The sequence below is a fragment of the Spirillospora sp. NPDC127506 genome, from assembly GCF_040302145.1.
GTDB lineage: Bacteria > Actinomycetota > Actinomycetes > Streptosporangiales > Streptosporangiaceae > Spirillospora.
Genome location: NZ_JBEORG010000069.1, coordinates 1 through 21140, shown reverse-complemented (window position 1 = coordinate 21140; position 21140 = coordinate 1). Strand labels below are relative to the sequence as shown.

Genomic DNA, 21140 nt, shown 5'->3' with positions numbered 1-21140 from the left:
GGAGCGCTGCCATTCCAGGCCGACGAATCCCAGTCCCGGATGGGTGGCCGAGACGCCGCCGCGATGGCGGGGCTGTCCGTCGCCGTCCAGTGCGCTGCTCCAGCCCCTCCCACGCGCCGATGACGGCGTCCCAGTCCGCCGGGCCGCCGGTCAGCGCGGCGACGGCGGCCCGGTGCGCGGCCGCCGCGGGCGTCGCGGCGGGCAGCCCCGCGGCCAGTTCCGCGATCTCGGGGAGGCGGGGGCCGCCGGCGTGGGCGGCGGCCTCCAGCAGCGGCCACAGGTGGCAGGGCTGCACGGTCAGCCGGGGATGGCGCAGGACGGCGTCCACGGCGGCGCGGGCGGCCGGCCGGTCGTCGTCCGCCAGCCGCCACTCGATGATCATCTGGGCGAGCGGCAGCGCGGCCTGCGGCAGCCCGCCGCCGAGCGGGACGGCGAGCATCTCCGGGTCGGGTTCCGGGCCGGAGCCCCGGGCGGCCAGCAGCGCGATCCGCCAGATCATCAACTGCCGGCGCAGCGCGGGCCCGTGATGGCGGTCGAGCCGCCGCCGCAGCGTCTCGGCGGCCTCGTCCCAGCGGCCGAGCCGGTACAGCGCCTCGATCTCGTTGACCGCGAGCGCGATTCCCGCGCTGTGCGCGAGGCCCGCCTCCTCCGCGGCGGCGAGGCCCTCGGCGAGGAGCGGCAGCGCCTCGGCGGCGCGGCCGGCGGTCAGCGCGCAGTACGCCAGCAGGTTGAGGACCCGGGTGCGGTCCCAGGTGCCGAGGTCGTCCCGCCGCAGCCGCCGCAGCGCCGCGGTGTCGCCGTCGCCGTCGCGGGCCGCCGCGGCGGCCACGGTCACCCGCAGGTCGTCCGCCCGGCCGAGGCGGAGGGCGCGGGCCAGCTCCAGCCCCTCCCGGCCGAAGCGCTCGCCCTCGGCGGTCTCGCCGTGGACCAGCAGCCGGCCGCTCAGCCGCGCGAGCACGTGGACGCGCGCCGGGGTGGGCCGCGCGGCGAGCCGCTCGGCCTCCCGGAGGTCGTCGAGCTCGTCGTCCCGGCCCTGGTATCCGCCCATCAGCGCGCGGAGCGCCAGCAGCCGCGCCGCCCGGTCCGGGTCGCGGGCGCGGTCGGTCTCCTCCAGCGCCCGCCGGACGAGGGGGAGCCCGTGCCGGGGGTCGCCGACCGCCCCGGCGGCCTCCGCCGCGGCCTCCAGCACCTCCGGCCGGGAGAGGCCGGTCAAGGACTCGGCGGCCGGGACCAGGTCCCACAGCCGCAGGACGCGTTCCAGCAGCGCCAGCTGCTCGGCGTAGGCGGTGGCGGACCGCCGCTCGTCCGCCGCGCGCCACGCGGCGGCCAGTGCCCGGGCGTGGTCGCCGCAGCCCTGCCAGTGGACGGCCAGGGCGCTCGCCGGCGCGTCGCTGAGGCCGGGGGAGCGCTCGATGGCCTCGGCGTACCGGCGGTGGAGCGCGGCGCGCTCGCCGGGGAGCAGGTCCTCGTGGACGGCCTCGCGGATGAGCGCGTGCCGGAACGCGTACCCGTCGCCGTCCGCGACGAGCAGGCCGTGGTCGACGGCGGGGCGCAGCGCCGCGCTGAGGCCGGACTCGGGCAGGCCGGTCACCGCGCCCAGCAGCGCGTGCCCGACGCGGTCCCCGGCCGCGCTCGCCGCCCGCAGCGCCGTGCGGGTCCCGTCCGGCAGCCGGCGGACGCGGCCGAGCAGCAGGTCGCGCAGCGAGCCGGGGACCGCCTCGCCGGGGCTGCCGACGAGCGCCTCCACGAACAGCGGGTTGCCGCCGCCGCGGGCGCGGGCGTCCCGCACCAGGGCGGGGTCGGCTTCGCCGAGGATGCCCCGCACCTGGTCCGCCACCTCCGACAGGCTGAGCGGCGGCAGGTCGACGCGCGCCACGTGCGGGAGGCGGGCCAGTTCGGCGAACAGGGGCCGGGTGTCCGGCTCCTCGGGGCGGAAGGTGACGACCGGCAGCACCCGGCCGCGCGGCGGGTTCCGGAGCAGGAAGGACAGCAGGTCCCGCGTGGAGGCGTCCGCCCAGTGGGCGTCCTCGACCACCAGGACGAGCGGCTCGTCCTCGCCGAGCCGCTCCACCAGCGCCAGCACGTGCTCGAACAGCCGCATCTGCCCGGTGCCGTCGTCGGGCGGCGGCGCGGCGGCGGTCAGGCCGGGCATCAGCCGGGCCAGCTCCGGCAGGGCCGGCCCCGGCGCCAGCGACGCGACCGCGTCCCGGCCGAGGCGCCGCAGCATCGCGCTGAACGGCGCGTAGGGCAGGCTGGCCGCGCCCAGGTCGAGGCATCCGCCCTCCAGCGCGCGCAGGCCCCGGGTGAACTCGGCGACCAGGCGGGTCTTGCCGCCGCCCGCCTCGCCGCCGACGAGCACGGCGGCGGGCTCGCCCGCGCACGCCCGCGCGTGCGCCGCGCGCAGCTCGGCCAGCTCGGCGGCGCGCCCGGCGAACACGGGGCTGACGGCTCCCATCGCACCAGGATGGCGGGCGGCCCGGCGGACCTCCACCGGAAAATCCTTAACGCGACTTGTGTTGCGATAAGAGCTCGGGTAGTCTCGACGCCGTCATATCGCCGCCCGGCAGGGGAGTCCATTGAGGATCTGAGGTCCGACACCGCGCGTACGGCCGTCACCGGCCCGCGCACGTGGCCTCAGAGCGGACCCTCGTCCCGCCGGGCTTTCTCATGCCCGCCGGCGCGTAGCGCGATCCCGCGGTGTCTCCATGCAGCCCGAACCCGCTCGAACCCATGGAGGCCGCCCATGTCCTTCGCCATCGTGTGCTCGGACCTGTCGTTCGCCTGGCCGGACGGCACCGTCGTCCTGGACGGCCTGGACGCCGCGTTCGGCACCGGCCGGACCGGGCTCATCGGCGTCAACGGCTCCGGCAAGTCCACCCTGCTGAAGATCATCGCCGGCGAGGTGCGGCCCGCTTCGGGCACCGTCGCCGTCGAGGGGGAGGTCGGCCACCTGCCGCAGAACCTCGTCCTGGACGGCGCGGCCACCGTCGCCGACCTGCTCGGGATCGGCGCGGCCCGCGCCGCGCTGCACGCCATCGAGCGCGGCGAGGCCACCGAGGAGAACTTCGCCGCCGTCGGGGACGACTGGGACGTCGAGGAGCGCGCCCGCGCCGAACTCGGCCGCCTCGGCCTCGACCACGTCGGCCTGGACCGGACCGTGCCGACCCTCTCCGGGGGCGAGGCCGTGATGGTCGGGCTCGCGGCGCAGTTCCTCGCCCGCCCCGACGTCCTGCTCCTGGACGAGCCCACCAACAACCTCGACCTGGACGCGCGCCGCCGCCTCTACGACGCGGTCGAGTCCTGGACGGGCGTGCTCGTCGTCGTCAGCCACGACCGGGAGCTGCTCGACCGCGTCGACGAGATCGCCGACCTGCGCGACGGCGCGGTCCGGACCTTCGGCGGCGCCCTGTCCGCCTACGAGGAGCTGCTCGCCGTCGAGAAGGAGGCCGCCGAGCGGGCGGTCAGGGCGGCCGGGACCGACCTGCGCCGCCAGAAGCGCGAACTGGAGGAGGCCCGCGTCAAGCTCGCCAGGCGCAGGCGCTACGGCAACAAGATGTTCGAGAACAAGCGCGAGCCCAAGATCATCATGCAGGAGCGCAAACGGCAGGCGCAGGTCGCGGCGGGCAAGCACCGCATCATGCACGAGGAGCGGCTCGCCGACGCCCGCACCCGGCTCGCCGAGGCGGAGGACGCGGTCCGCGACGACGCGGAGATCCGGATCGAGCTGCCGGCCACCCGCGTCCCGGCGGGCCGGACGGTCGCCGAGGTCACCGGCCTGAGCGCGCCCGGACCGGAGACCGGCACGCTCACCGAGCTGATCGTCCGGGGCCCGGAGCGGATCGCGCTGACCGGCCCGAACGGCGCGGGCAAGACGACGTTCCTGCGGATGCTCACCGGTGAGCGCGTCCCGGAGGGGGTCACCGTCAAGATCGGCGTCGACGGCGTCCGGTACCTGCCGCAGCGCCTCGACATCCTGGACGAGGAGCTGAGCGTGATCGACAACGTCCGGGCGCAGGCGCCGTCGGCGCCGCCGTCCGAGGTCAGGGCGGGCCTCGCCCGGTTCCTGTTCCGCGGCGCCCGGGCCGAGCGGAAGGCCGGCACGCTGTCGGGCGGGGAGCGGTTCCGCGCCGTCCTGGCGTCCCTGCTGCTCGCCGAGCCCGCCCCGCAGCTCCTCCTGCTGGACGAGCCGACGAACAGCCTCGACATGGCCGGCGCCGCCCAGCTCGCCCAGGCCCTCGCCGCGTACGAGGGCGCGCTGATCGTGGTCAGCCACGACCTGCCGTTCCTGCGCACCCTCGGCCTGACCCGCTGGCTGCGCCAGGACCGCATCGCCGGCCTCACCGAGACGGCGCCCATGTGATCCCGATAAATGGGTGATCTTGCGTGATCATCGCTGCTACGGTCGTGCTCGCGATCGAGGGGAAGTGAACGAGATGCCGACGAAGCTCAACCAGATCATCGCGGTCGAGAAGGGCGTGAAGAGCAAGGCCCTCCAGGACCTGGCGGCGGCGCACCAGGCGACGCAGAAGGCCCCGCTGCTGTCCGGCATCTCGCGGACCTACCAGCCGAAGGACGAGGACGGCGACCAGCTGCCCGCCGAGTCCACCCGCGTCCAGGTCACGGTGGAGAGCGTGCTGCGGGACGTGATGCGCTCGCTCACCCGGCTGTTCGACGTCACCGCGACCAAGGACTGGGCGAACTGCGTCGCCCGCGCCGACGTGACCGTGGACGGCACGACGCTGGTCCGGGACGTGCCGGTCACCTACCTGCTGTTCCTGGAGAAGCAGCTGAACGACCTGCACGCCTTCCTGCGGAAGCTGCCGACCCTGGACGCCGCGGAGACGTGGACGTTCGACCCGTCCACCGACGTGTGGCGGACGGAGCCGGTCCGCACGGTGAAGACCAAGAAGGTGCCGCGCAACCACGTCAAGTCCGAGGCGACCGAGAAGCACCCGGCCCAGGTCGAGGTCTACTACGAGGACGTCGCGGTCGGCCACTGGACGACGGTGAAGTTCTCCGGCGCGCTGCCGGCCAGGCGGGTCAACGAGCTGCTCGACCGGGTCGAGAAGCTGCAGGACGCCGTGAAGTTCGCGCGCGAGGAGGCCAACGGCGCCGAGGTGACCGACCAGCGCGTCGGCGAGGCCGTGCTCGGCTACGTCTTCGGCTGACGCGGCCGCGGCCCGTCCGGCCCGCGACGACCCGGCCCGCGACGACGCGGCCCGTGACAACTCAATAGGATCCCCCCGCTGCGCGGGGGGTGCGCGAGGAGCGCAAGCTGAAGCTGAAGCCGAAGCTGATCAGGGTGAGCGTCCAGTGCGGGTTCGAATCCCGCCCCCGGCGCCCGTGCCGGGGTGGCCCAACAGGTAGAGGCAGCCGCCCGCTCAACCTCAGACTCTCGCTCCAGACTCAGCATTCACCGCCGATCGCCGGATCGCGCGGACGTGGACGACACCCTTGGGATGCCGGTTCGAATCCGGCTCGCTCCGCTCGTGGGGCGATGGCGTAACGGCAACGCACGAGGGCCTCAGGATGATCCGCGGCCACCTGACACCGGCGTGCGAAGTGGGCGGTAACACCAGGGGCCCGGGGTTTGGCAAATCTCCGGGCCCCGCTCCCGCCTTCCGGGTCAGGTGAGGACGCGTTTGGTGAACGTGCGGGTCGCGGCCCAGGTCAGCAGGGCCGTACCGCCGACGACGGCGAGCAGGAACGCCCACATCGGCATGTGCGGGATGCCGGGGGTGAGCGCGCTGCGCAGCCCCTCGCTGACGTACACCAGCGGGTTGAACAGGCTGAGGATCTGCAGCCAGCGGATGTGGTCCAGCGCCGACCACGGGTAGTACACGCAGCCGAGCATCGTCATCGGCAGCAGCACCATCGCGAACAGGACCTGGACCTTCTGCGGGTTCATCAGCGTGCCGAGCAGCAGGCCGCCGGCCGCCGACAGCAGCGACCCGGCCACCATCACCACGATCAGGACCGGCCAGTTGCCCACGTGCACCTCCGGGGCCTGCCCGTCGGCGTGGATGAACAGCACCGCGGGGAAGACCAGCAGCCCGCCGATCAGCCCCTGCGTCGCCGCCGCGATGATCTTCTGCGCGGCCAGCAGCGGGATGGGCACCGGGGCCAGCGCCCGGTCGGTGATCGACTTCTGCCAGGTCAGCTCCATCATCAGCGGGAAGATCACCGCCATCATGGCCTGCATGATGATGGACGAGCCGACCAGGCCCGGCACGAGGATGGTGGAGAACGTCGGCCCGCCCGGCCCGCCCGCCATCGCGCCGCCGCCGAGCTTCGGCAGCACGTAGGCGAACACGAACACGAACATCACCGGCTGCACCAGCACCCGGACGAACGTGGCCAGGAAGTTCTTGCGCATGACCCGCGCCTCGCGCGCCATCATCGCGGCGAACGTGCGCGGGATCGTCGCCCGCGCGGGAGGCGGCGGGGCCAGGACGGCGGGGGCTGCTGCGGCGGTCATTCGCGGTACTCCCGTCCGGTGAGGGTGAGGAAGACGGTCTCCAGGCTGGGGCGGAGCTGGGTGGCGTCGGTGACGCCGACGCCCGCGCCCGACCCGATCGTGACGAGCTCGCCGAGGATGCCGTCCGGTTCGGCGGCGAAGACGCGCACCTGGCCGTCGTTCACCTCGACCTTGCTGATCCCGCTGCGGTCGGCGAGCTTCTCGATCTCCCGCGGGGCGGCGGAGTCGTAGGTGACGGTGATGACGGTGTCGGCGCCGGCGCTGGACTTCAGCTGGTCCACCGTGCCGCTGGCCAGGATCTTCCCGTGGTCGACGACCGCGACCCGGTCGCAGAGCGCCTCCGCCTCCTCCATGTAGTGGGTGGTGAGGACGATCGTCTGCCCGGCGGCCTGGAGCCCGCGCAGCACCTCCCACAGGTTGGTGCGGGTCTGCGGGTCGAGGCCGGCGGTCGGCTCGTCCAGGAACAGCACCTCGGGGCCGTGCATGAGGGCCCGGCAGATCATGACGCGCTTGGCCTGCCCGCCGGAGATCTCGAACGGGTTGCCGCCGCGCGTCTCGGTGAGGCCGAACAGCTCCAGCAGCTCGGCCGCGCGCCTGCGGGCGTCGCGGGCGCCGAGCCCGAAGTAGCGGCCGCGGAACTCCAGGTTCTCGGCGACGGTCAGGTCGCTGTCGAGGGTGTTGTTCTGCGAGACGACGCCGATGCGGCGCTTGATCTCGACGGCGTCCTTCACCACGTCCAGGCCGGTCACGTGCGCGCTGCCGCCGGTCGGGACGACCAGCGTCGTGAGCATGCCGATGGTGGTGGACTTGCCCGCGCCGTTCGGGCCGAGCAGGCCGAAGAACTCGCCGCGCGGGACGTCCAGGTCGATGCCCTGCACGGCGGGCACCTCGGGGCGCGGCCCGGACGCGGGATAGGTCTTCCTCAGGTCGACTGTGCGAACAGCGGCTTCCGGGGGTTCGGTCATGCGCCGTCTCCCTCCGCTTCCTCTTCGTGGGAGTAGTTCTCGAACCGTTTGATCAGGTTGACCAGGAACCTGCGGACGGCCTCCTCGTCGCCCTCGTCCACGACGTCGTAGAGGCGGCCGAGGTCCCGGCCGATGGGCTGGGACTTCTCGGCGATCAGCTGCCGGCCCGAGTCGGTGATGCGCAGCATCACGCCGCGCCGGTCGCGGTAGGAGCGCTCGCGCCGGACGTGCCCGTTGCGCTCCAGGGTGTCGGCGACCGAGGTGATCGTGGCGGGGGTGACCAGCAGCCGCTTGGCGGCCTCGCCGGGACGCAGCCCGTCCTCGACGATGAGCAGCCGCAGCAGGAAGAACCCGGCGGGGCTGATGCCGTGCTTCTCGATGATCCGCCAGGCGACGGGCCCCGACAGCCGCGAGGCCGTGGCGAAGAGCCGGCCGATCGGCCACTCCTCCATGGGGCCGGGCATCACGAGATCGCTGAAGCCGGGGTTCTTCATGGCGAGGATGTTAGGGGACTGATGTTCAGTGGGCAAATCTTTAGATCTCTAAATACTCTCGGATCCATGATGTCAACATAGGTTGACACAGCCCGGATGTCAACATCGGTTGACGGATCGGCCCGCTGTGGCGCTCGTCTCAGCAGGTGGGAAAACCGGACCCCGGTGTTGAATAGACATTCAGGGTCCTGCATACTCTTGCTGTCGTCTTCGAGAGGGCATGGGGAGATGGGAATCCGGACGGCGGTCGCCGGCGCCAGCGGGTACGCGGGCGGCGAGCTGCTGCGCATCCTGGCGGGACATCCAGAGTTCGAGATCGGCGCGCTGACGGCGGGCTCCAACGCGGGCACCGAGCTGGGCGCGCACCAGCCCCACCTGCGATCCCTGGCCGGGCGCGTCCTGGCCGAGACCACCCCCGAGACCCTCGCCGGCCACGACGTCGTGTTCCTGGCGCTGCCGCACGGCCGGTCCGGCCCGCTCGCCGCCCGGCTCGGCGAGGACGTGCTGGTCGTCGACTGCGGCGCCGACCACCGGCTCGCCGACGCGGCCGCCTGGGAGGCGTTCTACGGCACGCCCCACGCGGGCACCTGGCCCTACGGCCTGCCCGAGCTGCCCGGCCACCGGGACGCGCTGCGCGGTGCCAGGCGCATCGCCGTCCCCGGCTGCTACCCGACCGCGGTGTCGCTCGCGCTGGCCCCCGCGTACACCGCCGGGCTCGCCGAACCCGACGCCGTCGTGGTCGCCGCGTCCGGTACCTCGGGCGCCGGACGGGCCCTCAAGCCGCACCTGCTGGGCAGCGAGGTCATGGGCTCGGTCTCCGCCTACGGCGTCGGCGGGACGCATAGGCATACGCCGGAGATGGTGCAGAACCTGAGCGCCGCGGCGGGGGAGCCGGTCACCGTGTCGTTCACCCCGACGCTCGCGCCGATGAGCCGCGGCATCCTCGCGACCTGCACGGCCAAGGCCCGCCCCGGCGTGACCGCCGCATCGCTGCGCGCCGCCTACGAGAAGGCCTACGCCGGCGAGCCGTTCGTCGGCCTGCTGCCCGAGGGCGCATGGCCCGCCACGTCCATGACGCTCGGCGCCAACACCGTCCTGCTCCAGACCGCCCTGGACGAGGCGGCCGGCCGCATCGTCGTGGTCGCCGCCGTCGACAACCTCGCCAAGGGCACCGCGGGCGGCGCGGTCCAGAGCGCCAACATCGCCCTCGGCCTGCCCGAAGACCTCGGGCTCACCACGATCGGAGTCTCCCCGTGAGCGTCACCGCCCCCAGGGGTTTCCGCGCCGCCGGCGTCGTCGCCGGGCTGAAGGACAGCGGCAACCGCGACCTGGCCCTCGTCGTCAACGACGGGCCGTCCCGCGCCGCGGCCGGGGTCTTCACCCGCAACCGCGTGAAGGCCGCGCCCGTCCTGTGGTCGCAGCAGGTCCTCAAGGGCGGCCGCGTCCGCGCGGTCGTACTGAACGCCGGCGGCGCGAACGCCTGCACCGGCGCGCCCGGCTTCCAGGACACCCACGCCACCGCGGAGAAGGCCGCCGAGCTGCTGGACGACTCCGCCGGCGAGATCGCCGTCTGCTCCACCGGGCTGATCGGCGAGCGCCTCCCCATGGACCTGCTGCTGCCCGGCGTCGGCAAGGCCGCCGCCGAGCTGTCGCGCGGCGACGGCGGGCTCGCCGCCGCCGACGCGATCCGCACCACCGACACCGTCGCGAAGATCTCCTTCCGGCAGGGCGCGGGCGGCTACATGATCGGCGCGATGGCGAAGGGCGCGGGCATGCTCGCCCCGTCCCTCGCCACGATGCTGTGCGTCATCACCACCGACGCCGACCTGCCCGCCGGGACGCTCGACCGGGCGCTGCGCGCCGCGACCCGCGCCACCCTCGACCGGCTCGACTCCGACGGCTGCATGTCCACCAACGACACCGTCCTGCTGCTGGCGTCCGGCGCCGCCGGGGTCGTCCCGGACGAGGAGGAGTTCACCGCGCTGCTCACCGAGGTGTGCGGCGACCTCACCCGGCAGCTTCTGGTGGACGCCGAGGGCGCGTCCAAGGCCATCGCGATCGAGGTCGTCGGCGCGGCGTCCGAGGACGACGCGGTCGCCGTCGGCCGGTCCATCGCCCGCAACAACCTGCTCAAGTGCGCGATCCACGGCGAGGACCCGAACTGGGGCCGGGTGCTGTCGGCGGTCGGCACCACCGACGCGGTGTTCGAGCCCGACCAGCTCAACGTCGCGATCAACGGCGTGTGGGTGTGCCGGAACGGCGCGTCCGGCGACGACCGCGACAAGGTCGACCTGCGGCCCCGCGACGTGACGATCACCGTCGACCTGGCCGCCGGGCCGCACAGCGCCACCGTCTGGACGACCGACCTCACGGCCGACTACGTCCACGAGAACTCGGCGTACTCGACATGAGCGCGATCACGAGCGGCGCGGAGATCCGCGGCAACCGGGCGGGCGTGCTCTCGAAGGCGGAGACGCTCATCAAGGCGCTGCCCTGGCTGGAGCGCTTCCACGGCAGGACCGTCGTGATCAAGTACGGCGGGCACGCGATGACGGACGAGGCGCTGCGGCACTCCTTCGCCGAGGACATCGTGTTCCTGCGCTACGCCGGGCTGAAGCCGGTGATCGTGCACGGCGGCGGCCCGCAGATCAACGCGGCGCTCGCCCGCAACGGCATCGACTCGACGTTCACCGCCGGGCTGCGGGTCACCACGCCGGAGGCCATGGAGGTCGTCCGGATGGTGCTGACCGGGCAGGTGCAGCGGGACGTCGTCGGCCTCATCAACCGGCACGGCCCGTTCGCGGTCGGCATGTCCGGCGAGGACGCGAACCTGTTCACCGCCGAGCGCAAGCACGCGGTCGTGGACGGCGAGAAGGTCGACATCGGCCAGGTCGGCGAGATCGTCGAGGTGCAGGTCGGCGCGGTCCGGGCGCTGCTGGACGACGGCCGCGTCCCGGTCGTGTCCAGCGTCGCGCGCGGCGACGACGGCGAGGTCTACAACGTCAACGCCGACACCGCCGCCGCCGCGCTGGCCGTCGCGCTGGACGCGGCGAAGCTCGTCGTCCTCACCGACGTCGACGGGCTCTACGCGAACTGGCCCGACGGCGACGACGTGATCGACAGCCTCACCGCCGACGAGCTGGCCGCCCTGCTGCCGGGCCTGTCGTCGGGGATGGCGCCGAAGATGGAGGCCTGCCTGGCGGCCGTGCGCGGCGGCGTCCCGCAGGCCCACGTGCTGGACGGCCGCGTCCCGCACTCGCTGCTGCTGGAGATCTTCACCGACGAAGGGATCGGAACCATGGTGCTGCCCAGCCCCCCGGGCGCCCCCGCCGAGGTGACGGCATGAGCGACCTGCGCAGCCGGTTCGAGGCCGCCTTCATGCCGAACTACGGGGTGCCGCCGGTGGCGCTGGCGCGCGGCGAGGGCTGCCGGGTCTGGGACGCCGGCGGCCGCGAGTACCTCGACCTGATCGCCGGGATCGCGGTCAGCTCGCTCGGGCACGCCCACCCCGCCCTGGTCGAGGCGGTGGCGGCGCAGGCCGCGACGCTGGCCCACTCGTCCAACCTGTTCCTGCACGAGCCCGAGGTGCTGCTGGCCGAGCGGCTGCGGGAGCTGCTGGGCGGCGACGGGAGGGTGTTCCTCGCCAACAGCGGCACCGAGGCCAACGAGTGCGCGCTGAAGCTCGCCATCAAGTACGGCAAGCGGCACGGGCGGACGTACTTCGTCGCCGCGGAGAACGGGTTCCACGGCCGGAGCATGGGCGCGCTGTCGCTGACCGGCAAGGCGTCGATCCGGGAGCCGTTCGGGCCGTTCGCCATCGACGTCCGGTTCGTCCCCTACGGTGACGCCGACGCGCTGAAGGCCGCGGTGGACGAGGACTGCGCGGCGGTGTTCCTCGAGCCCACGCAGGGCGAGGCCGGGGTCGTCCCCCCGCCGGACGGGTACTTCACGGCGGCCCGGGAGATCTGCGACGCGACGGGCGCGCTGTTCGTCGCCGACGAGATCCAGTCGGCCATCGGGCGGACCGGCACCTGGTTCGCGTTCGAGCACGAGAACGCCAAGCCGGACGTCCTGACCCTGGCCAAGGGCCTCGGCGGCGGGCTGCCGATCGGCGCGTGCATCGCGTTCGGCCCGCACGGCGACCTGTTCGCCAAGGGCGACCACGGCAGCACGTTCGGCGGGAACCCGGTCGCCTGCGCCGCCGCACTCGCCGTCCTCGACACCATCGAGAAGGACGGCCTCCTCGCCAACGCCGTCGCGGTGGGGGAGACCCTGGCCGCCGGGCTCGGCGCCGTCGAGCACCCGCTGCTGGCGGGCGTGCGGGGCCGCGGGCTGTGGCGGGCCGCCGTGCTCACCGGCCCGCACTCGGCCGCCGTCGAGGCCGCCGCCCGCGACGCGGGCTTCCTCGTCAACGCGCTGCAGCCGGACGCGCTGCGGATCGCGCCGCCGCTCGTCCTCACCGCCGAGCAGGCCCGGTCGTTCACCGGCGCCTTCCCCTCGATCCTCGACGCCGCCTCCCCGGGGCAGGAGGGATGACCATGGCCAGGCACTTCCTCCGGGACGACGACCTCGCGCCCGCCGAGCAGGCCGAGGTCCTCGACCTCGCCGCCGAGGTCAAGAGGGACCGGTTCGCCCACCGGCCCCTCGAAGGCCCGCGGTCGGTCGCCGTCCTGTTCGACAAGCCGTCCACCCGGACCCGGCTGTCCTTCACCGTCGGCATCGCCGAGCTCGGCGGCAACCCCGTCGTCATGGACGCGGGAACGAGCCAGCTCGGCCGCGGCGAGACGATCGCCGACACCGCCCGCGTCCTGGAGCGGCAGGTCAGCGCCATCGTGTGGCGGACCGCCGGGCAGGAGCGCATCGAGGAGATGGCCGCCGGCACCGCCGTCCCGGTCGTCAACGCCCTCACCGACGAGTTCCACCCCTGCCAGGTCCTCGCCGACCTGCAGACCGTCCGGGAGGCGAAGGGCGGCCTCGCCGGCGTCACCCTCGCCTACCTCGGCGACGGCGCCAACAACATGGCGCACTCCTACCTGCTCGGCTGCGCCACCGCCGGCATGCACGTCCGCGTCGGCGCGCCCGCGTCCCAGCCGCCGGACCCGGCCGTCGCCGCCCGCGCCGCCGAGATCGCCGCGGCGACCGGCGGGTCGGTGACCGTCACCGACGACGCCGCCAAGGCCGCCGCCGGAGCCGACGTCCTCGCCACCGACACGTGGGTGTCGATGGGCCAGGACGGCAAGGACACCTCCCTCTACGAGCCCTACGCGGTCGGCGAGGACCTGCTCGCCCTCGCCGACCCCTCGGCGGTCGTCCTGCACTGCCTGCCCGCCTACCGCGGCAAGGAGATCGCCGCGTCCGTCCTGGACGGCCCCCGGAGCCGGGTCTGGGACGAGGCGGAGAACCGGCTGCACGCCCAGAAGGCGCTGCTCGTCTGGCTCCTGGAGCGGTCCCGGTGACGACCCCCATGACCAAGGCCGCCCGGCACGCCCGGGTGATCGAGCTGCTGACCCGGTACCCCGTCCACTCGCAGGGCGAGCTCGCGAAGCTCCTCGCGGACGAGGGCGTCGACGTCACCCAGGCCACGCTGTCGCGCGACCTGGTCGAGATCGGCGCGGTGAAGCTGCGCGCCGACGACGGCAGCCTGATCTACGCCGTCCCCGGAGAGGGCGGCGAGCGGATCCGGCGGGCCCGCACCGGGGCCGCCGAGACCTTCACCGGACGGCTCTCCCGGCTCGCCGCGGAGCTGCTCGTCTCGGCCGAGGCGTCGGCCAACCTGGTCATGGTGCGGACCCCGCCCGGGGCCGCCCAGTACCTGGCCTCGGCGATCGACCACGCCGAGTGGCCGTCGATCCTCGGAACCGTCGCGGGGGACGACTCGATCCTCGTCATCGCCCGCGACCCCGACGGCGGGGAGGACGTCGCGCAAGGGCTCCTCAGGCTGACCAGCGGGCGCGAGCGACGAAGCTAGGGCCGCCCGGCGGCCCCCATCCCAGCCTTCCGAATCCGAACACTTTCGCACAGGAGACCAAGACCATGAGCGAGCGCGTCGTACTCGCGTACTCCGGGGGCCTGGACACCTCCGTCGCCATCCCGTACCTCGCCGAGCAGACCGGCGGGGAGGTCATCGCCGTCGCGGTGGACGTCGGCCAGGGCGGCGAGGACCTCGACACCATCCGCAAGCGGGCCCTCGCCTGCGGCGCGGCCGAGGCCGTCGTCGTGGACGCCAGGGAGGAGTTCGCCGCGGACTTCTGCGTCCCCGCCATGCAGGCCAACGCCCTCTACATGGACCGCTACCCGCTGCTGTCCGCGCTGTCCCGGCCGCTGATCGTCAAGCACCTGGTGTCGGCCGCGAAGGAGTTCGGCGGCACCACCGTCTCGCACGGGTGCACCGGCAAGGGCAACGACCAGGTCCGCTTCGAGGCCGGCCTGTCCGCCCTCGCGCCCGAGCTGAAGGTCATCGCGCCCGCCCGCGACTTCGCCTGGACGCGCGACAAGGCCATCGCGTTCGCCGAGGACAAGGGCCTCCCGATCGACGTGTCGGCCAAGTCGCCGTACTCCATCGACCAGAACCTGTGGGGCCGCGCCGTCGAGACCGGGTTCCTGGAGGACATCTGGAACGGCCCCATCGAGGACGTCTACGACTACACCGCCGACCCCGCCGAGCCGCGCGAGGCCGACGAGGTCGTCATCACGTTCGCGTCCGGCGTGCCGGTCGCGCTGGACGGCCGCCCGCTGACCCCGTACCAGATCATCGCCGAGCTGAACCGGCGCGCGGGCGCGCAGGGCGTCGGCCGCATCGACATGGTCGAGGACCGGCTCGTCGGCATCAAGAGCCGCGAGGTCTACGAGGCCCCGGCCGCGATCGCGCTGATCACCGCGCACATGGAGCTGGAGAACGTCACCGTCGAGCGCGACCTGGCCCGCTTCAAGCGGTCCGTCGACCAGCGGTGGGGCGAGCTGGTGTACGACGGGCTGTGGTTCTCGCCGCTGAAGGACGCCCTGGACGCGTTCATCGCCGACGCGCAGAAGGCCGTGTCGGGCGAGGTCAGGATGACCCTGCACGGCGGCCGCGCCGTCGTCACCGGCCGGCGCAGCGACGCGTCCCTCTACAGCTACGACCTCGCGACCTACGACACCGGCGACGCCTTCGACCAGAGCCTCGCCAAGGGCTTCGTCGAGCTGTGGAGCCTGCCCAGCAAGATCGCCGCCAAGCGCGACCGCGACATGGAGGGCTGAGCCGGAGTCCGGGCACTCCGGACAGAACACGTGAGGAGTCCGGTCGCCGGCGAAGCGGGCGGCGGGGCGAAGCCCGCCGCCCGGCCCGGCGGTTCGCCGTAACCTGGGCCGGACGCCGTGTCCCGCGCGGGGACGCCGGGGGCCCGGTGTCACCGCGCGGCGCACGCATGCCCGGCTGCGGCGGGGCGGGCGGGGGCGTGGTGAGATGGAACGACAACGATCAGCGGTGGGAAGACGAGGAAATCACGTGACGAAGGCACCGACGCGGCTGTGGGGCGGCCGGTTCGAAGGCGGCCCGTCGGACGCGCTCGCGCGGCTCTCGGTGAGCGTCCAGTTCGACTGGCGGCTCGCCCCCTACGACCTGATGGGCTCGCGCGCGCACGCCCGCGTCCTCAACCGGGCGGGGCTGCTCACCGACGACGAGCTGGAACGCATGATCGGTGCCCTGGACGACCTGGAGGAGGCGTGCAGGTCCGGCGAGTTCCGGCCCACCGTCGCCGACGAGGACGTCCACACGGCCCTGGAGCGCGGCCTGCTGGAGCGCCTGGGCGCCCTCGGCGGCAAGCTGCGCGCCGGTCGCAGCCGCAACGACCAGGTCGCCACCGACCTGCGCCTCTACCTGCGCGACCACGTCCGCCAGATCACCTCCCGGCTCGTCGAGCTGGAGACCGCGCTGATCGCGCAGGCCGAGCACAACCTCGGCGTCGCCGCGCCCGGCATGACGCACCTGCAGCACGCCCAGCCGGTGCTGTTCTCCCACCAGCTCCTCGCGCACGTCCAGCCGCTGACCCGCGACATCGACCGGCTGCGCGACTGGGACCGGCGCGCCGCGGTGTCCCCGCTCGGCTCCGGCGCGCTCGCCGGCTCGTCGCTGCCGCTCGACCCGCAGGCGACCGCCGCCGAGCTCGGCTTCGACTCCGCCGCGCCCAACTCGATGGACGCCGTCGCCGACCGCGACTTCGTCGCCGAGTTCCTGTTCGCCGCCGCGCTGATCGGCGTCCACCTGTCGCGCCTCGGCGAGGAGATCTGCCTCTGGGCGTCGCAGGAGTTCCGCTGGATCGAGATGGACGACACCTACGCCACCGGGTCGTCGATCATGCCGCAGAAGAAGAACCCCGACGTCGCCGAGCTGGCGCGCGGCAAGGCGGGCCGCCTCATCGGGCACCTCGTCGGGCTGCTCACCACCCTCAAGGGCCTGCCGCTCACCTACAACCGCGACCTCCAGGAGGACAAGGAGGGCGCGTTCGACGCCGTCGAGACCCTCCTGCTCGTCCTGCCCGCCATGTCCGGCCTCATCGCGACGATGCGGGTCAACACGGAGCGGCTGGAGGCCCTCGCCCCCGATGGCTTCGCCCTCGCCACCGACCTCGCGGAGCTGCTCGTCCGGCGCGGCGTGGCGTTCCGCGACGCGCACGAGGTCGTCGGCCACCTGGTCGTGTGGTGCCAGGTCAACGACAAGGACTTCGACGACCTCACCGACGAAGAGCTCGGCAAGGTGTCGCCGCACCTGACGCCGGACGTCCGCGAAGTGCTGAACGTCCAGGGCGCCCTGGCGTCCCGCAAGGCCCACGGGGGGACGGCCCCCGACCGCGTCCGCGAGCAGATCGAGGCGCTGCGCACGCTGGTCAACGAGCACGCCGCCTGGGCGTCCGGCTCGGACTCCTGACCCCGGCGCGCCCGGCGCGGCGAACCCCCTAGGCTGGCCGGGCGGACGAACCGACCCCTAGACCACGGTGAGGCGATGGACGGAGCGCTGCTGCCACGGGACTTCTTCGACGGCCCGGTGGACGAGGTCGCGCCGTCCCTGCTCGGGCACGTCATCTCGCACCGCACTCCCGAAGGGGAGGTGGCCGCGCGGCTCACGGAGGTGGAGGCGTACGCGGGGCCTCTGGACCCCGCGTCCCACGCCTACCGGGGGCGGACGGAGCGCAACGCGGTGATGTTCGGGCCGCCGGGGCACGTCTACGTGTACTTCACCTACGGCATGCACTTCTGCATGAACCTGGTGTGCGGGCCGGACGGGACGTCCATGGCGGTGCTGCTCCGCGCGGGCGAGATCGTCGCGGGTGAGGATCTCGCCCGGGCGCGCCGTCCCCGCTCGACCGTCCGCGACCTGGCCCGCGGCCCGGCCCGGCTCTGCCAGGCGCTCGGCGTCGCCCGCGACCAGAACGGCCTGGACGTGTGCACGCCCGGCGGGGAGATGACCGTCCTGGAAGGCAAGCCCGCCGACCCCGGGCTGATCCGCAGCGGGCCGCGGACCGGCGTGGCCGCCGCCAAGGACGTCCCGTGGCGGTTCTGGATCGACGGCGACCCGACCGTCTCCCCGTACCGCCCGCACGTCCCGAAGCAGCGGAAGAAGATCACGACGGAGGGGTGAGGGCGCCGCCGGCGACCGGCGGTGTCCGGGACGCGGTGTTCACCCGCATGCGGCGGGAGGCGTCCTGCCGTCGAGCAGGTAGGCATCGACGGCCTCGGCCGCGCAGCGGATGTGCGGGTAGGACCCGTGGCCCTCGGCCCGCACCGTCAGCAGCACGCCGACCCCCGCGCCCAGTTCCGCCACCATGTGCCCGGCGCCGGAGTACGGCGTCGTCGGGTCGCCGGTGTTGGCGACGACCAGGATGGGGGCGGCGCCGTCCGCGCTGACGTCGAAGGTCGCGCTCTCGCCTTTGAACGGCCAGTCGTAGCAGAGGTAGACCGCTCCGGACCAGGTCTCGCCGAAGACGGGGGAGGCCGCGGTGATCCGCTTGATCATCCGCTCGGCCGCGGCGAAGCCGGGGCGCACGCTGGAGTCGGCGCAGGTGATCGCGACGAAGGCGGACGTGCTGCCGCTGTCGGAGACCCGGCCGCGGGCGCCGGCCCCGGTGCCCGCCGCGCGTCTCTTGGGGCCGTGGTCGTACGCCTTGTCCAGCAGCTTGCCGCCGCCGCCCCGCTCCATGACCTCTCTGAGCGCCTCCACCAGGGGCCTCCAGCCCTCCTCGCCGAGGTCCAGGTAGTTCCCGATGGCGCGGGCGGCGAGGCTGTCGTCGAGCTTCTCGTCGCCGCCCGTGGGCGCGGGCTTCTTCTTGAGCCGCTTCAGCAGTTCGATGACGCGCCGGCCGGCCTGCGCCGGGTCGCGGCCGAGCGGGCAGTCGCCGTAGGCGCGTGCGCAGTGCGCGGCGAAGCGGTCGAAGGCCAGCTGCACGGCCTCGGCCCCGCTGATCTCGGCCTCCAGCCGGTTCAGCGCCGGGTCGACCGGGGCTTCGAGCACGACCCTCCCCACGTTCTCCGGGAAGAGGTGGGCGTAGACGCCGCCCAGCGCGGTGCCGTAGGAGACCCCGAAGTAGTGCAGCTTCTCGTCCCCGAGGAGGTAGCGCATCAGGTCGAGGTCGCGCGCCGTCTGCGAGGTGCCGACGTACGGCAGGACCCGGCCGGAGTACTTCTTGCAGCCGTCGGCGCCTTCGAACTCGTCCTTCCCGCACCTCACGGGGGCGGTCCCGCGGACGCCCCGCGGGTCGAAGGAGACCAGGTCGTAGCGCTCGTTCAGCGCCTCGTAATCGTCCGCGAAAACGGGGAGCCCGATGATGCCGGACTGGCCGGGACCTCCGAAGTTGAGCAGGAGCGAACCGATCCGCTTCCGCTCCGGTCCCGTGGCCCTCTTCCGGATCATGGCGACGTCGATCGTGTCGCGGCCCGGCCGCCGGTAGTCCAGCGGCGCCTTCATCGTGGCGCATTCCCAGCCGTCGCCCCGGGCCCCGGACGACTCCGGGCAGTCCGACCAATCGAGCCGCTGGCCGGCGGTGAACGACGCGGGCAGGCCCGGCGGAGGGTTCGCCGCCTTCTTCTCGACCCGGCGCGGCGGCGCGGACGGCCCGGAGTCCCCGGGCAGGTCGCACCCGGCCCCGGCGGCCAGGACGGGCGAGAGGACGATGGCGAGCAGGCAGGTGGCATCCCGTCGGCGCGGGGCGGCGGAAAGCGACCGGTCACCGTGCGTGGTCGTCCTCCTGCGGAAGACCCGGGTCGGGGGCTGAAAAGCCCAGAACCGCGCACGCACTCGCGAGTCCCCCTGCCCTCGGGCACGCCGGAACGCCGTGCCGCTCGGATTCCGGTGCACGAACCTACTACCGATCGGTACTCCGCCCGCACCGGGACGTTCGTTCCCGCTGCCCGCACCGCGGGCGGACGTTGAATATCGTTGGCGTGACACGAACCCGCCGGGGCAGTCTGGTGGGTGCACGGAAGCAAGCCGGAGACGAGGGAGACCGTGACCGACATCCTGGATGATCTCGCGTGGCGCGGCCTGATCGCGCAGTCCACCGACCTGGACGAACTGCGGGCGCTGCTCGCCGCGGGACCGGTCACCCTCTATTGCGGGTTCGACCCGACGGCGCCGTCGCTGCACCTCGGCAACCTGATGCAGATCCTCACGCTGCGGCGCTTCCAGCAGGCCGGGCACCGGCCCATCGGCCTCGTCGGCGGCGCCACCGGCCTGATCGGCGACCCCAGCGGGAAGAGCGCCGAACGCGCCCTGAACTCCGAGGAGACCGTCGCGGGCTGGGTCGAGCGGATCCACGGCCAGGTGTCGAAGTTCCTCGACTTCAACGACGGGCCGACCGGCGCCACGATGGTCAGCAACCTCGACTGGACCGGCCCCATGACCGTCATCGAGTTCCTGCGCGACATCGGCAAGCACTTCCCGGTCAACCGGATGCTGGCCCGCGAGACCGTCAAGGCCCGGCTCGAATCGACGGGCATGAGCTACACCGAGTTCAGCTACGTCTTGCTCCAGTCGATGGACTTCCTGGAGCTGTACCGGCGCTACGGGTGCAGGCTCCAGACGGGCGGCAGCGACCAGTGGGGCAACCTCACCGCCGGGGTCGACCTGATCCGGCGCGCCGAGGGCGGCACCGCGCACGCGCTGACCACGCCGCTGCTCACGAAGGCGGACGGCTCGAAGTTCGGCAAGACCGCGGGCGGCGAGACCTACTGGCTCGACCCCGAGCTGACCTCGCCGTACGCGTTCTACCAGTTCTGGATCAACGCCGACGACCGGGACGTGGAGAACTTCCTCAAGGTCTTCAGCTTCCGTTCGCGGGAGGAGATCGAGGACCTGGTCAAGCAGGGCGCGGACCGTCCGGCCGCACGCGCCCCCCAGCGGGCGCTGGCGGAGGAGCTGACCACGCTCGTGCACGGCGCCGACGAGACCGCCCGCGTCGTGGCGGCCTCCCGCGCGCTGTTCGGGCAGGGCGCCCTGGAGGAGCTCGACGAGCGGACTCTGCGGGCCGCGCTGGCCGAGGTGCCCCGCGCGACGGTGCCGCCGGGGGACCTGCCGACCGTGGTCGACCTGCTGACGGCGTCCGGGCTGTGCAAGAGCAAGTCCGAGGCGCGGCGCGCCATCGCCCAGGGCGGCGCCTACCTCAACAACGCCAAGGTCGCGTCGGAAGACGCCGTGCCGGCCGCCGGCGACCTGCTCCACGGCCGCTTCCTCGTCCTGCGGCGGGGTAAGCGGAACGTGGGCGGCGTCGAGGTGACCGCGTCCTGAGCCGTCCTGCTACCGCCCGCCCGGGCCTGTGCCCGGCGGGCGGTAGCCATGAGGCGTGCAAGCTTCGGTAGATACACGTCACAGTGCGGTTACGAGGGCGCGTAGAGGGCACGCTCTGGGGTCCGAAAACATTATCTGACCTGCGGTTTGTTGTCCCGCGTGGTCGATTTGACGCCCCTGGCGAGTGGATCTACTGTTCTACTCGCCCCACGGGAGAGCGGGACGCCGATCAAGGCGGCCGGGCCCGGCGGGGATCCTCTAACAGACCACCTCGGTGGAGCACTGTCTCCATCGATTGGGATGTATGAGGCCGAAGCGCCCCAGAGTTGGACAAACGGGGCGATTCGGATAAAGTAGAAGGGTTGCCCCGGAGCCGGGGCCTGCGGGAGCGGGGTTCGGCGCGGTGGGTGTCCGTTTCTTGAGAACTCAACAGCGTGTTAAAAGCCAGT

General features: G+C 73.3%; 17 protein-coding genes. 12 read left to right on the top strand and 5 right to left on the bottom strand.

Going from position 1 to position 21140, the window contains the following annotated elements:
* Positions 1–2455: ATP-binding protein (locus ABTW95_RS34290; protein WP_500228474.1), on the bottom strand; the 2455-nt coding region annotated here is incomplete at its 3' end.
* Positions 2456–2743: 288 nt separating this feature from the next.
* On the opposite strand from ABTW95_RS34290, the gene ABTW95_RS34285 reads away from it, so the two are divergent.
* Both ABTW95_RS34285 and ABTW95_RS34280 read left to right on the top strand, forming a co-directional pair.
* Positions 2744–4360, top strand: a complete 1617-nt coding sequence (locus ABTW95_RS34285; RefSeq protein ID WP_396451503.1) for an ABC-F family ATP-binding cassette domain-containing protein — start codon at positions 2744–2746, stop codon at positions 4358–4360.
* 73 nt (positions 4361–4433) lie between these two features.
* Positions 4434–5168: a DUF7873 family protein gene (locus tag ABTW95_RS34280; RefSeq protein ID WP_396451501.1), complete on the top strand. Its 735-nt coding sequence runs from the start codon at positions 4434–4436 to the stop codon at positions 5166–5168.
* A 458-nt stretch (positions 5169–5626) separates the two neighbouring features.
* Here the strand turns inward: ABTW95_RS34280 and ABTW95_RS34275 are convergent, their stop codons facing one another.
* The 3 genes from ABTW95_RS34275 to ABTW95_RS34265 are packed head-to-tail and all read right to left on the bottom strand — an operon-like array spanning position 5627 to position 7937.
* The gene (locus ABTW95_RS34275; protein WP_396454824.1) at positions 5627–6478 is read right to left on the bottom strand and encodes an ABC transporter permease; all 852 of its coding nucleotides are present in this window, start codon (positions 6476–6478) and stop codon (positions 5627–5629) included.
* On the bottom strand, positions 6475–7443 hold the full coding sequence (locus ABTW95_RS34270; RefSeq protein ID WP_396451497.1) for an ABC transporter ATP-binding protein: 969 nt from the start codon (positions 7441–7443) through the stop codon (positions 6475–6477). Before ABTW95_RS34270 ends, ABTW95_RS34275 begins: the two co-directional genes overlap by 4 nt.
* On the bottom strand, positions 7440–7937 hold the full coding sequence (locus tag ABTW95_RS34265) for a MarR family winged helix-turn-helix transcriptional regulator (RefSeq protein ID WP_396451495.1): 498 nt from the start codon (positions 7935–7937) through the stop codon (positions 7440–7442). The genes ABTW95_RS34270 and ABTW95_RS34265 overlap by 4 nt, the downstream gene beginning before the upstream one ends.
* 228 nt (positions 7938–8165) lie before the next feature.
* Between ABTW95_RS34265 and argC the strand changes: the two genes are divergently transcribed.
* The 9 genes from argC (at position 8166) to ABTW95_RS34220 (ending at position 17550) form a co-directional block, all read left to right on the top strand.
* On the top strand, positions 8166–9194 hold the full coding sequence (gene argC / locus ABTW95_RS34260) for an N-acetyl-gamma-glutamyl-phosphate reductase (RefSeq protein ID WP_500228473.1): 1029 nt from the start codon (positions 8166–8168) through the stop codon (positions 9192–9194).
* Positions 9191–10348, top strand: a complete 1158-nt coding sequence (gene argJ, locus ABTW95_RS34255; RefSeq protein ID WP_500228472.1) for a bifunctional glutamate N-acetyltransferase/amino-acid acetyltransferase ArgJ — start codon at positions 9191–9193, stop codon at positions 10346–10348. The genes argC and argJ overlap by 4 nt, the downstream gene beginning before the upstream one ends.
* Positions 10345–11283, top strand: coding sequence for an acetylglutamate kinase (gene argB / locus ABTW95_RS34250; protein WP_396451489.1), 939 nt, complete (start codon positions 10345–10347; stop codon positions 11281–11283). Before argJ ends, argB begins: the two co-directional genes overlap by 4 nt.
* Positions 11280–12473 carry an acetylornithine transaminase gene (locus tag ABTW95_RS34245; protein WP_396451487.1) on the top strand — a complete coding sequence of 398 codons (1194 nt, stop codon included), beginning with the start codon at positions 11280–11282 and terminating at the stop codon, positions 12471–12473. The genes argB and ABTW95_RS34245 overlap by 4 nt, the downstream gene beginning before the upstream one ends.
* 2 nt (positions 12474–12475) lie before the next feature.
* Complete coding sequence (gene argF / locus ABTW95_RS34240; protein ID WP_396454826.1) at positions 12476–13393, top strand: ornithine carbamoyltransferase; 918 nt, start codon at positions 12476–12478, stop codon at positions 13391–13393.
* Positions 13394–13401: 8 nt separating this feature from the next.
* Complete coding sequence (locus ABTW95_RS34235; protein WP_396451507.1) at positions 13402–13905, top strand: arginine repressor; 504 nt, start codon at positions 13402–13404, stop codon at positions 13903–13905.
* A 65-nt stretch (positions 13906–13970) separates the two neighbouring features.
* Complete coding sequence (locus ABTW95_RS34230) at positions 13971–15173, top strand: argininosuccinate synthase (protein ID WP_500228471.1); 1203 nt, start codon at positions 13971–13973, stop codon at positions 15171–15173.
* Positions 15174–15420: 247 nt separating this feature from the next.
* Entirely contained in the window at positions 15421–16839 is a 1419-nt protein-coding gene (gene argH, locus ABTW95_RS34225) for an argininosuccinate lyase (protein WP_500228470.1), read from the top strand.
* Positions 16840–16914: 75 nt separating this feature from the next.
* Complete coding sequence (locus tag ABTW95_RS34220) at positions 16915–17550, top strand: DNA-3-methyladenine glycosylase (RefSeq protein WP_396451479.1); 636 nt, start codon at positions 16915–16917, stop codon at positions 17548–17550.
* Between the two features lie 39 nt (positions 17551–17589).
* Here the strand turns inward: ABTW95_RS34220 and ABTW95_RS34215 are convergent, their stop codons facing one another.
* Positions 17590–19203, bottom strand: coding sequence for an alpha/beta hydrolase (locus ABTW95_RS34215; RefSeq protein WP_500228469.1), 1614 nt, complete (start codon positions 19201–19203; stop codon positions 17590–17592).
* A 210-nt stretch (positions 19204–19413) separates the two neighbouring features.
* Here ABTW95_RS34215 and tyrS point away from each other — a divergent pair, with 210 nt between their 5' ends.
* Positions 19414–20691: a tyrosine--tRNA ligase gene (gene tyrS, locus ABTW95_RS34210; RefSeq protein WP_396451475.1), complete on the top strand. Its 1278-nt coding sequence runs from the start codon at positions 19414–19416 to the stop codon at positions 20689–20691.
* The last annotated feature ends 449 nt before the right edge of the window (positions 20692–21140 follow it).